This window comes from Methylacidiphilum kamchatkense Kam1, assembly GCF_007475525.1.
GTDB lineage: Bacteria > Verrucomicrobiota > Verrucomicrobiia > Methylacidiphilales > Methylacidiphilaceae > Methylacidiphilum > Methylacidiphilum kamchatkense.
The window spans coordinates 2,059,522-2,071,610 of record NZ_CP037899.1 but is presented as its reverse complement, the minus strand read 5'-3'; the positions used below and the strand labels follow the sequence as shown (position 1 = coordinate 2,071,610).

At 40.8% G+C, this 12,089-nt stretch carries 8 protein-coding genes; 7 read left to right on the top strand and 1 reads right to left on the bottom strand.

Annotated elements, in window-relative coordinates:
• The first annotated feature begins 39 nt into the window (after positions 1-39).
• The 7 genes from ptsP (at position 40) to kam1_RS09445 (ending at position 9,579) form a co-directional block, all read left to right on the top strand.
• Positions 40-1,803: a phosphoenolpyruvate--protein phosphotransferase gene (ptsP, locus tag kam1_RS09470; RefSeq protein WP_039721415.1), complete on the top strand. Its 1,764-nt coding sequence runs from the start codon at positions 40-42 to the stop codon at positions 1,801-1,803.
• Positions 1,804-1,848: 45 nt separating this feature from the next.
• Positions 1,849-2,592 carry a nucleotidyltransferase family protein gene (locus kam1_RS09465; protein ID WP_039721414.1) on the top strand — a complete coding sequence of 248 codons (744 nt, stop codon included), beginning with the start codon at positions 1,849-1,851 and terminating at the stop codon, positions 2,590-2,592.
• 30 nt (positions 2,593-2,622) lie between these two features.
• Entirely contained in the window at positions 2,623-4,047 is a 1,425-nt protein-coding gene (locus kam1_RS09460) for a hypothetical protein (RefSeq protein ID WP_244946070.1), read from the top strand.
• A complete protein-coding gene (gene murD / locus kam1_RS09455; protein WP_039721413.1) occupies positions 4,040-5,356 on the top strand; it encodes a UDP-N-acetylmuramoyl-L-alanine--D-glutamate ligase in 1,317 nt (438 codons plus the stop codon). The genes kam1_RS09460 and murD overlap by 8 nt, the downstream gene beginning before the upstream one ends.
• A 215-nt stretch (positions 5,357-5,571) precedes the next feature.
• Positions 5,572-7,878 (top strand): TonB-dependent receptor, encoded by a 2,307-nt coding sequence (locus kam1_RS09450; protein WP_244946069.1) that lies wholly within the window; start codon positions 5,572-5,574, stop codon positions 7,876-7,878.
• Positions 7,821-8,192 carry a hypothetical protein gene (locus kam1_RS10885; protein ID WP_244946068.1) on the top strand — a complete coding sequence of 124 codons (372 nt, stop codon included), beginning with the start codon at positions 7,821-7,823 and terminating at the stop codon, positions 8,190-8,192. The genes kam1_RS09450 and kam1_RS10885 overlap by 58 nt, the downstream gene beginning before the upstream one ends.
• Before the next feature lie 370 nt (positions 8,193-8,562).
• Complete coding sequence (locus tag kam1_RS09445) at positions 8,563-9,579, top strand: small ribosomal subunit Rsm22 family protein (protein WP_039721412.1); 1,017 nt, start codon at positions 8,563-8,565, stop codon at positions 9,577-9,579.
• Here kam1_RS09445 and kam1_RS09440 read toward each other — a convergent pair.
• Entirely contained in the window at positions 9,562-12,039 is a 2,478-nt protein-coding gene (locus kam1_RS09440; RefSeq protein WP_235277184.1) for a TonB-dependent receptor, read from the bottom strand. The two genes, kam1_RS09445 and kam1_RS09440, sit on opposite strands and share 18 nt — an antisense overlap.
• Positions 12,040-12,089: the final 50 nt, after the last annotated feature.

Below are 12,089 nucleotides of genomic sequence, written 5' to 3'. Positions count from 1 at the left end.
TAGCAAGCAAACGTTTTAAAATGTAAATGCAGCTCTGATATGGAGGATTTTAAAGAAACATTATTAGAAGGATGCCCTGCTTCTCCTGGATTATCCTATGGATCTGCTTTAATCCTTCAAGAAGAGCATGAAATTATTAGAGAAAGAAAAATAGAACCTCACGAAATTCGTAGCGAGCTAGAGAAGTTTGAAAAAGCGATTCTGCAGACAAAAGAAGATCTGTTAAAAGCAAAGGCCTCGCTGTGTGGCTTGGGATTAACTGTAGAAGAAAGTCTTTTCGATGTTCAGATTTTGGCTCTTGAAGATGAAATGATCTTGCAGGCTGTCAAGGAAAAACTGGAGCGTGACCTTGTTTGTGTAGAGGCAGTCTATCAAAACATCATCAGGTCATTTATTGCTGGACTCAATAAGGTTGGAGAAGATGAATATTTAAGGGAAAGAGCGATTGAAATTCGGGATGTGGCAAAAAGAGTTTTAAAAAAATTAAAAGGAGAAGAAGGTTCTCTACAAATCCTTGATTCTCCAAGGATTTTGATTGCTGATTTTCTTATGCTTTCTGATCTGGTTTCCTTGGATCTCCGACACGTCTCTGGAATTGTTACCGAAGATAGAAGCAGAACTTCCCATGCGGTCATTCTAGCGAGGTCTCAAGGAATTCCTGCTATTGTCGGCATTCAAGGTATTTTAAATAAAGTTACCAATGGACAAACTGTACTGATTGATGGTTTCAAAGGAATCCTTTTGGTTAACCCTTCTCCAGAAAGAATAGCGATGATCAAAGAGAAAAAATTATCTTCTTCTTATTTAGAATTATCTGATCAAAAAATTCTGCACCAACTAGCTGAATCTATTGATGGAAAGAAAGTTTATGTTTCAGCTAACATCGAATTTCCTGAGGACATCCCTGTGATGACGAAAAGTGGTGCTGATGGCATAGGGCTTTATCGGACAGAGTTCCTTTTTTTAAAAGCCAATCATCCTCCATCTGAAGAAGAGCAATATGAAGCCTACCGAAATGCTGCTGTCCATGCTAAACCCCATCAGGTTGTCATTAGAACTCTGGATTTGGGTGCTGATAAAATTATTTCCTATTTGCCTTGGCGATGGATGGAAGAAAATCCCGTTCTTGGTTCAAGGGGGATTCGTGTTTCTTTAAAAGAAAAAGAAATGTTTAAAACGCAATTGCGTTCGATCCTGCGTGCAGCTGTTGAAGGAAATGTCGCAGTAATGTTCCCAATGATCACCGATTTGACTGAAATTATTGCCGCCAAGGAAATGATTGATCAAACAAAACAAGAACTTTTTCATCAAGGGGTACCCTTTGGAGATGTCAAGTGCGGGGTAATGATTGAAACCCCTTCTTCCTGTTTAATTGCAGAGCATATTGCTCAAACGGTTGATTTTTTCAGCATTGGAAGCAACGATCTCATTCAATATACGCTAGCGGTTGATAGGATGAATAATAATGTGGAATATTTATACCAACCTTTTCATCCATCCGTGCTCCTTTTGATTCGCATGGCCGCAGAAGCGGCTCATCGAAGAAATATTCCAATTGGAATCTGTGGGGAAATATCAAGTGATCTTTACCTCTTACCATTTTTTCTTGCAGTAGGGATCCACCGACTTAGTATGGGTTCAGTGTTTATTCCAAGAACGAAAAGAGCAATACGTTTTTTGGATGTCGATAAAATAAAAAATAGTCTCTCTCCACTATGGGAAGCAAAAACCTCCAAAGAGACTTTTGAAATTTTAAAAATGATTGCTCAGACTTATTTACCCTCCTATTTTTTTGAGCAGTAGCGCAGAGAAGATCTCTGAATCAAAAATATCAACGGAGAAAAAAACATGCGTGCTTTAGTTCTATCTGCTGGATATGCCACAAGATTATACCCTCTGACTTTGAACCAGCCTAAAGCCCTATTGCCTGTAGCTGGAAAGCCGATCCTCGATTACATAATGGATAAGCTTTTTGAACTTTCTTCATTGGATGAAATCTATGTAGTCACTAACCACAAGTTTTATGCGCACTTTGTTGAGTGGGAGCATCGATATACAGAGAAAGCGACGGTAAAGCTTCCGGTCGTAGTGTTAGATGATGGTTCAACGACAGAAGAAAATCGACTAGGGGCTATCGGAGATATCCAGTTTGCCATCGAAAGAATGCCACTCCAGGATGATCTTATTGTTCTTGCAAGCGATAATCTTTTTTGTGCCTCCCTTACTTCTTTTGTTTCTGAAGCCAAGCGGAAAAATAGCCCGTTGCTAGGTGTCTACAACTTAAAAGACAAACAACTTGCTTCTAAATATGGGGTTGTGAGTTTCGATGCCAATGGCAAACTCTGTTATTTTGAAGAAAAACCTCAAAATCCATCGACAAGTTGGGTAGCAATGGCCCTTTATTTTTTCCCAAAATCGGTATTATCTTTGGTTAAAACGTATTTGAATGAGCAAAAGAACACGGATCAGCCAGGTCGATTTATCCAGTGGCTTTATCCTAAAATGGATGTCTATGTTTGGGAACTGACAGGCCCCTGGTTTGACATTGGTAGCAAGGAGACTTTAGAAGCGGCAAACCTTGCCTTTCAATAAATAAAGTTGCATTAGGATTAAATGCTCGGCATGGAATATGTTCCGACAAAATCAGCAGAGAGGAATTTCCTCCAGTTAAGAAAATTATTTCCTCGGTTTGTCTTTAGCCGTTTTTCTTCTGAAATAAGACAAAAAACTCTTTATGTGGAATATGAGTTTTGGACCGGGAAGGACAAAAGGGAGGCCATTTTTTTTCGACCATACTTAAAAATTCATGGGTTGCCACTTGATCTGAAGAATGAGCTTGGCAAGTATCTCGATGCTTTTCTTTTTCATATCGGGATGATCGAGCTCATCAGCTATTGGAAGGCTACCTGCTCTCCCCATATTCTCATTGAGCCAGCCTTCCTTTCTCCAGAGCAATTGTACTGGTGGTCTAAGCTTTATTGGAAGGGGTTAGGAGAATTTTTTTTTCAAAATGACATTGAAAAAACTGCTGATGAGCTGATGCAGATTGAATGTAGATCGCAGCAGCAATTCCCAACAGTGGAATTTCCTTTTCTAGAAGGCAATATCCTTCCTGTCGGAGGAGGAAAAGATTCCTTTTTAACTTTGGAATGGCTGAAAGAGCAAAAAGAAAAGAATCTCTGTTTTTTATTGAACCCTGTTCAGTCCCAATGGGACACCTTGAATTATTTTGGTTATCCTCAAAATCAGATTGTTGTGGTGGAACGGAAAATCGACGATCAACTCTTAGAGCTTAACAAAAAAGGCTTTCTCAATGGGCACACTCCTTTTTCGGCCCTCTTAGCCTTTATTGGGGTCTTGCTGATGGCTCTACACAAAAGAAAGTATTTCATCACTAGTCATGAATCCAGCGCTAGTCAGCCTACGATCCCTTCCAAAGGCATTAATCATCAATATTCGAAGTCCTACGAGTTTGAAAAGGATTTTCAAAAGTACCTGACTGATTTTTTATGTCCTTCTTTTTGTTACTTTAGTTTTTTGCGGCCACTCAATGAAATTCAGATTGCCAGGCATGTTAGTACTATTCCAAAGTCCGTACGCATCTTTCAAAGTTGCAATCGTAATCGGAATTCTGGAGGATGGTGTGGACACTGTCCCAAATGTCTCTTTGTCTTTTTAATCCTCAGGCCATTTGTTCCCCAAAAGGAGCTTGAGGCAACTTTTGGATCGGATCTTCTGGAGAACGAATCATTGTTTGGCCTCTTGTTGTCCCTTTGTGGTGAAGGAACCCATAGGCCTTTTGAATGCGTTGGATCTGAGGAGGAAACTAAAGCGGCGGCAAGCCTTCTTTGGTATCAAGCTAGAAAATCCAAGAAAAACCCACCACTTTTGATCAGAAAACTTATCGAATTGTATCCCGAATTTTTGTTGACAATGGAAACCCTGCAAGCTTTGTATGATCAAACGGATCGGGAACATCGTCTTCCACAAAAATTTTTGTCGATCCTAAATGAAAAATGTAAGATAAAAGTTCTTTTTGATGACTGAGGCTATTCGTAGTTATTTTTTAGGGAAAAAGATCCTTATTTGGGGGCTTGGATTGGAGGGAAAGGCCACTCTCGAATTTCTTTTAGCTAATCTTCCTGGAACCTTTTTGTTTGTTAGCGATAGCAATCCCGCTGCTCTAAACGCTATTCATAATCCTTGGATAAGGCAAATTGAGGAAGAGGACCTCCTTAGCTCCATAGAAAGTTTTGATGTGATTGTTAAAAGCCCTGGGATTCGCACAAGCCATCTAGCCATAGAGCCTTCTATAAAAGAAAAAATAGTGTTACAGACCGATCTGTTTCTCCAATTTTGGCCTGGAATAACAATTGGGATAACTGGTTCAAAGGGAAAAAGTACGACGACGTCGTTGATCCATCATCTGCTAAAAACAAATGGGCTTGATGCCTATATTGGAGGCAATATCGGAGTTCCTCCTTTTCATCTCATTCCATTTGCCTCAGAACAGGCGATTGCTGTGCTTGAGCTTTCTTCTTACCAATTGGAATATTGTCAACATTCTCCTTCTATTGCCATTTGGCTCAATCTCTATCCAGAGCATCTCAACTATCATGGTTCTTTTGAAGCCTATGGTCGAGCCAAAAGTAATATCGCAAGATTCCAGGCTTCCGAAAATTTTTTTCTCTATAATGCTGACAATCCATCTTTATTGGAATTTTTAGCTTCCTTTGATCCCATGCCCGGAAAAATGATTGCCATTGATGGAAAATGGAAGAAAACATTCGATTGTTCTAGGCTTAACCTTCCTGGAGAACACAATAAGAGAAATGCTCTGTTTGCTGCCTTAACAGCTTCTCTATTCGGGATATCTTCTGAAAAGATAGCCGAAGCCTTTGCTAGCTTTTGTGGACTGCCGCATAGACTCGAATATGTGGCAACCATTGAGGGAATCTCTTATTACAACGACTCCATTGCTACTGTTCCCGAAGCCACCCTTGCTGGGATCGAAGCCATTCCCAATGTTCAGTCACTCATTATTGGTGGACAGGATCGAGGTCTTCCTTTAGAAGATTTTACTTCGAAGCTTTGTCAAACAATAAACATAAGGAACATCATTCTCCTTCCTGAGACCGGTTGGCGAATTGGCACTTTTTTCGAACGTAAAAACCACAAAAAAAATCTTTTCTTTGCTAAAGATCTCGAAGAAGCCGTTACCATTGCTAGTAAATTTACCACGAAAGGCTCTAGCTGCCTTTTTTCTCCTGCGGCACCAAGTTACCACCGCTATCTTAATTTTGAAAAACGGGGAGAACATTTTAAAAGGCTTGTTTTGCAACTTCAAAAGGTTTAATTGATTTCCCCATTGATAATAATAGTAGGTTGTTTTCCTATTTTCCCTGGCTCCGAATGCAGTAAAAATGTTTTTTTAAATTCTTGGGAATAACCCCCATCTTTTTTTTACCTAACCTCATAGAAAGGGAAAGTACTTTCTGAAAAGAGCTCCTTGGTTGTTTTTGAGAGCTTTTGATAATGTTGATCGGAAAGACTTTTTCTTGGAAAGGAGCTATGATAAAAAGATTTTTTACTATCCATACGAATCTGTGGGTTGGGGTAGCTTTTGTTTTTTTATTTTCTCATTTTTCTTTAGCTCAACAGTCTTCAAACAATTGGTCGGAAGGAAATGGAACAGCTCAGGGATCTCTTCTCCAAAATGGTGGGATGGGCGAAGATGTACCTATTGTAAAAGCATCCAGGTCGAAAATATCGAGCACGCAATCGGATCCAGCACCGACGACTACGATCTCTGAGATCAATGTATATGCCAAGCCTGAATTGACCATGCAACCAACCTCTTCTGATATTGATTCGGTCTATGGAATACCGATGAATGTCATGGATACCCCTAGAACGGTCACTCCTGTGAATAAGACATTGATGTATGCCAGTGGTGTTAATGCTTTAGGTGGAATGATGAATCCAATGGCGCTATTGACTGTCAATCCAACGACGTATGGATCAGTTATGGATTTTATGACCGATGCACCATATGTCCTTGGAACTCAAGCTGTTCCTTATGTTAATGGAATCGAACTTTCACTTACAAACATTATGATGGGCAATGCGGGGTTACCTTGGAATTGGAATATGATCGAGTCTTTTGATATCTTGGAAGGACCTGCCAATGCGGTCTATGGACAAACCCAGGGCTCTAACGGTATAGTCAATTATGTTACTAAACAGCCTTATTTCGACAAGTTCAGAGGCTATGTGTATGACACAACGGGGATGTATGAAAATTATATTTGGGGGTTGGATGTAGGAGGGCCTATTAATGATAAACTAGCCTATCGGTTTAGCTACATGGGCACAGAAAGTGGGAGTTGGTGGCAGTATGTGCATAATGACGAGCAGGATTTTTATGCAGCCTTAAGCGCAAAACCCATAGAGAATTATACAGCAGATTGGTATTTTAATATGGAATTTGCCGATGCCTCTCCTCTTGGCTATAGCGGCATGAACAGACCTTCTAATGAACTGTTCTGGAATGGCCTTTATTACACGGGATATCTGCCAGTTTCTCAGATAAATAGTTTTCCTCCGACTTTCCCTAATGGACAGCCTATTCCTTATAATCAATTTCCTGGAGCTGGACTTCAACCGGTTAACCGCAGAGCAATGCTTATTCCTCCCAATGCGGCACAAACAGGGTATCAAGGGATGACGCAGTTGATCCAAAAAGCTCATATTGCTGAGGGCTTCGATATCGTAAACAATACCCTAGTCTGGTATACCCGTCATCGAGCGATCCAGCCTGCCTACTTTTATGATGAAGCGGTAATGGGTGATTATGAGGTCGATAATCGCACGGAAATTCGATTACAGTTTGATACTCCAGTTGGGGGAAAACCTGGAAGAAAAACTCATTGGGGAAAACAGGAGGGAGCAGATCAACAAGAAGGGCTTGATTTTTTTCACTATGTGGACACCGGCTTTGAATGGCATTACCAAAGGAACCTAGATTATGTTTCAACCAATTTTTTGAATATTCCTAATGAATTTGATATTATGAACGAAAATCCTTTGCTTTGGGATGCAAGGCTTACTCCTGCTTGGCAGGCTTTAGTGGCTCAACAAATCGAAGTGCCTATACCTGGGATGCCAGGTTATTATTTTGAACCAGGCAATGGAATAACAGGGACGACTGATTGTCAATATTGGGCCTTTGCTCCCTTTCTGCAATGGAATATTCAATTTCATCCAAAGGTTAGTCTTCTAGCCGGCGCACGGGCAACTACCTATATAGTCGATGCAGTAACTCCACCGGGTACACCTCCAGATCAATTCGCACAATTTAGAACAACCTCTCTGGCTCCGCTTTTTAATATCAGTCCAGTCTATAAGCCGTTTCCTTGGATGACCATGTATTTTAATTTTAACTGGCTTTATTCTACCGCTGCGGCCGATATGGGTGGCTTTGCTCCTGTTTTTTCTCAAAATAATATGCGTCTTTTGGATCAATACATTGAAGGTGGATTAAAGTTTAACCTTTTCCATAACAAACTGTATCTGACCGCAGCTGGAATTCGAAGCCATTTAGAGGAAGGCTACGTTGCCTTACCGCCTGTAGTAACGCATATGACCGCTTTTCAGTTTAATCTAAATTATCAACCTAATCGACATTTTTGGGCTAGAGCAGGATTTGCTTACATGCGAGGAATATCCAACTTTAGCGACCTGCCTTTTGGTCCCCTGAAACGCAATCTTATTCTACCGGCTATGCCTTTAGACATCATCTTCCTTTGGATGATGCGGGAATGTTTGGGTTTGGATATGGACCTGGAATTTGGCCTTGGATTGATTTCCCTGATATAGTCGCCAATGCCATGGTTAGTTATAAGTTCGACAATGGTTTTGGAGTGACGATTAGCGGAACGTGGATGGCCGCTACCCCGAGTTTTTGGAATTACACAGCTTGGATTCCTGCTCAAGACTATGCCAATATTCAGGTTTTTTATTCGAGTAAAAGGTGGGAAGCCTCGCTTTATTTCTGGAATTTTTTCAACAGTCACTATTGGATCCCTTATGCTGCAGCTGCTGGAGCTTCTCCGGATAGTGGATCGAATTCAGATTGGGTAGTTTCAGGTCAGGCTTTCTGGATACAAGGAACGGTTGCCTATAAGTTTTAACATGCGCTTCTGTAGAGAGCTTTGTTTTCAAGAAGAAGTTGAAGGGGAAAAGATTAGCAAGAATTTGACCTTTGTGAAGAAATTTGATGCTAGCAAATTGGGATTTTCTTTTTTCTTGCCACTCTCTGTTTTTGGCTAAATGCGCTAAAAATCCGCTTTTTGCTATAGGCAAGTTGGAAAAATTTTCCATGTGGATCAATTCGAGCAGCCTCTTTAAGACTTCTTACAGACTACCCTCTTTTGCTGATGCTGGCATTTTGAAACACATGGCATATTCTTATTAGAAATAAAATTCTAAATTTTTTTCCAAAACATCATCGTAGGCGGTAAAGCATACAAGGGTATTCCATGGCAGGAGGTAGTACGAAGAATGAGGACTGAATTGACAAAAGATGAGAAAGAAATTCTTGAGAAACTGAGGAATATTTTTCTTTCTCAAGAGAAACAGACGCAGCCTTATTGGAAGTCTGAAGCAGAGCTAAGCATTTACGATAAAGTTTTTGGAGAGAGGATTCGGTGGAAATGGCAAAGTGTTTTAAGAGAGCTTTCTTTGCTTGACTGGATTCCACCTAAGTCCCATTTGATCGACTGGGGATGTGGATCAGGTATTGCTGCAAGAACCTTTTATGGTTGGGCTCTAAAAAATAATTTTCAGCTATTATCCTGTTTTTTCTGGGATTATTCTTCCTTGGCTATGCGATATGCACAAGCAGCTTTTAGTAGCGAGTGTCCGAATATTGCCACAAAGGAGCTTAATCTGTCGCAGATCCCTAAGCCGTTTATTCTTCTACTCAGTCATGTTATTGGGGAGCTAACTGAAAAATATATGGATGAAATGCTTACTATTGCAAAAAAGGCTGAAGCCATCCTATGGGTTGAACCTGCAAAAAAGGAATATTCAAAGAAAATTATAGAACTGAGAGAAGTGTTAAAAGAAAAATTTTGGGTGGTTGCTCCCTGTCTCCATCAACAAAAATGCCAAATGCTTAATCAAGAAAAGAATTGGTGTCATTTCTTTGCTTCTGTTCCTCGCCATGTCTTTCACAGTTCTTTTTGGAGTCACATTCAAAACCTTTTAGGGATCGACCTTCGTTCAGTGGCTTACTCTTATCTGGTAATGGATTCCAGGAAAACCCAAATGGAATATGGCAATCTTTTTAGAATTATTGGGACAGTGCGTAACTATAAGGCCTACAGTGAGTTACTTTGTTGCTCAGCTACAGGCGAACTTCAGCCAAAGAGATATTTACACCGCTATAATCCCTGGCTATTCAAAAGCATCAAAAAGGGAGGGGAAATTTCTACCTTAGCAAAGAGTAGTGGAGAAAATCCTCCAATGTGTGTCCTTTTGGAAAAATCTCAAAATAAATCAGAACTTATAGGATAAAGTGCCTTCAACCCAGAACGGCCAGCCAGGAAAAATGGTATCAAGGTTAAGGGTTCGGACTTGGGTAAATCCAAAACCATTTGGAAGCCAATAATGTTCATTTGTAAAATTGTAAAAGGCAGTTCTGAGTTCCCAGTTTTTATCGGAATAAAACAATTGGGCATTGGGGATAAATTGGGTTGGGATTCTTACTTGATGCTCATATCCTAGAAACATATCACTCATCAATAGTGCACCAAGACTAATCCCCAAGCCATTCTCAAATTGGTAAGTTGCCATTCCTGAAACTATCTGCTCAGGCCATGCGATTAATGCATATTTGCCGGGTGGGAAAGATCCAGAATTGTCCAGAGGTAGCCCTAGTAGAGCAGCTACCGTCGTTGAGTAGGTTTGTGCTAGAGGCGGACCAGTGGGTAGCCCATTCCAGTTTTCAACTCCGTTCATGAATAGATAGTTGGCTTTTAGCCAAAAGTGAGAGGATGGTTGATACTGTAAACTGGTTTCAAATCCTTTAATATTGACTGGAGTAGGAGGCAATCCAAAATTAAAAAGATAGGTATTTTCTATAAACAGATCTGAGGAGAGGAAAAGTTGGTTTTCTATCAGATTAAGTTTTACCCCCAATTCTTCCAGCTCGTTTAGAAGATGAAAAGCTGAAGGGCCAAATAGTGGAGAATAGCCACCTCCGCCTGCAACAACGGTAGTTTGTTGCCAATTGAAATTAAAGTAAAAATTTAGCCATGGATAGGGTTTCCAGTAGGGGCTTATATTGATTTGAGGGGCTAATTGGGAAGTAGTAAGACTTTCAAACAAAAAAGCAGGGGTTCCAGGAGGAGTTTCAGTAGAAACTTCATAAAGGTTTATTCTTGCTCCGAAGATGATCGAAAGGGTTTTTGTTAAACGGATATTATCTTGCCAGAATGGAGATATTCTCCAGTACCGGCTGAGATTGCTCCCGGTAGCTCCATTTAAAGGTTCAAAATACAGGGGATAGGGACCTGTCGGTACCAGCCATTCTCCACCTCCAGGACCAGCAGGGTTGCCGATTAAAGCTTGAAAATTTCCTGAAAAAAGAGCATTTCTTTGGAAAGGGTTCTCAAAAACACTCCAGCCGTTAGGAACCACAAAACTAAAAGAGTCATAAGCTAGAGCGTACTGATACCGCCATTCCAAGCCTGTATCTACAAAGTGTCCGATTGGATCTTTGAAGCCAGCCGTTTCAAAAATCCAGCGTAGCTCAGTGCGGTTATCGATTTCATAATTTCCAATCCAAGCTTCATTAAAGAAAAATTCGTCTTCACTAGAAACATGGGTCTGGTACCAAAAGAAGGTGTTGTTAACTAACTGGAGATTATCCTGAAGTTGAAATCTCTGAATCCATTGCGCCATGGCTGTTTGTGCCCTTCCTAGATCACCAGGATATTTGACATTTGCCCTTCTGCTGATAGGTAAAGCCGTTTTTAGGTAGTTCGAAGCTGGAGGATTATTTTCAGTACCTGTATTGACTTCGGAGGGAGGAAGGAATCCTGGATAGTAAAGCCCGTTTTCGATCAAAGAAGTGGTGGGTCGATTTAAAAGAACATCTTCTAGCATATAGCTATAGGTTCCAAAATCGAGATACAAATCAGATTGGTAATTTTCAGTAGGCCTATAGCCCAAGGCCACGTAAAAATTTTGCTGTTGATCCTTAATCAGGTCATAATAACTACCACTATCGATTCCCATATAGCTGAAGCGGTAGCCAAGCTTGTTATGGGTTCCAGAAACTGGCCCGCCCATATCAGCTCCCCACATGTATTGGCGATACATGCCGGTGGTATCCCACAAGTTACCCCTGAACCTATCGAAATAGGGCTGTTTTGTTATATAATTAACATAGCCATTAGAAGGCTGAGTGGAACCAAAGACGGCACCTGGTGGGCCTTCGACCAGATCGATCGATTCTACCATGTTCAGGTTCCACGGTAGATCTTGAAGTGGCATGTTAACGGTTTGTTCCATACCGTTAATAAATGTGAGGCCGGTGGTTCCTCGAATATCTGGAGCAGAAGTACAACCCGTTTGTGAAGGGTCGACCATGGCTGCTGGGTTGATGTAGGTAAAACTGAGAGGATCGAGTTTCCCCCAAGAACCGATGCCTGCCGTCTTCATTAAAGTCTGTGAAATGGGGCTTACCGCTCTAGGGGTATCGAGAACTGGCAGCGGAGTGGCATAACAAGAGGTGGATTCTGGAAGGAAAACCTCAGAAAGTTTGCTAGCGCTCACGGTCACTTCAGGAAGGGAAGCAAAGGGTTGATCAACTGTTTGTTGCTGAGTGGATGCAGCAAAACAAACTGTGTGGGGAACTAGGAAGAGCAAAGCAAGAAAACCCAAATAATAGTGAGCTGGACCATGGCCAGAAAACATAATTGATAATGGATTATCATTATCATATTTTATGTCAACTAGAAAAAGCCGCATAAAGATCTTTGGGAGCTGCAGAAATTGTAGTTGAAGGAATACTTCAGGGG

Excerpts from the sequence above, each read along its gene's own strand:
- ptsP (WP_039721415.1), top strand. The coding sequence starts at position 40 with ATGGAGGATTTTAAAGAAACATTATTAGAAGGATGCCCTGCTTCTCCT.
- kam1_RS09465 (WP_039721414.1), top strand. The coding sequence starts at position 1,849 with ATGCGTGCTTTAGTTCTATCTGCTGGATATGCCACAAGATTATACCCT.
- kam1_RS09460 (WP_244946070.1), top strand. The coding sequence starts at position 2,623 with ATGGAATATGTTCCGACAAAATCAGCAGAGAGGAATTTCCTCCAGTTA.
- murD (WP_039721413.1), top strand. The coding sequence starts at position 4,040 with ATGACTGAGGCTATTCGTAGTTATTTTTTAGGGAAAAAGATCCTTATT.
- kam1_RS09450 (WP_244946069.1), top strand. The coding sequence starts at position 5,572 with ATGATAAAAAGATTTTTTACTATCCATACGAATCTGTGGGTTGGGGTA.
- kam1_RS10885 (WP_244946068.1), top strand. The coding sequence starts at position 7,821 with ATGTTTGGGTTTGGATATGGACCTGGAATTTGGCCTTGGATTGATTTC.
- kam1_RS09445 (WP_039721412.1), top strand. The coding sequence starts at position 8,563 with ATGAGGACTGAATTGACAAAAGATGAGAAAGAAATTCTTGAGAAACTG.
- kam1_RS09440 (WP_235277184.1), bottom strand. The coding sequence starts at position 12,039 with ATGCGGCTTTTTCTAGTTGACATAAAATATGATAATGATAATCCATTA.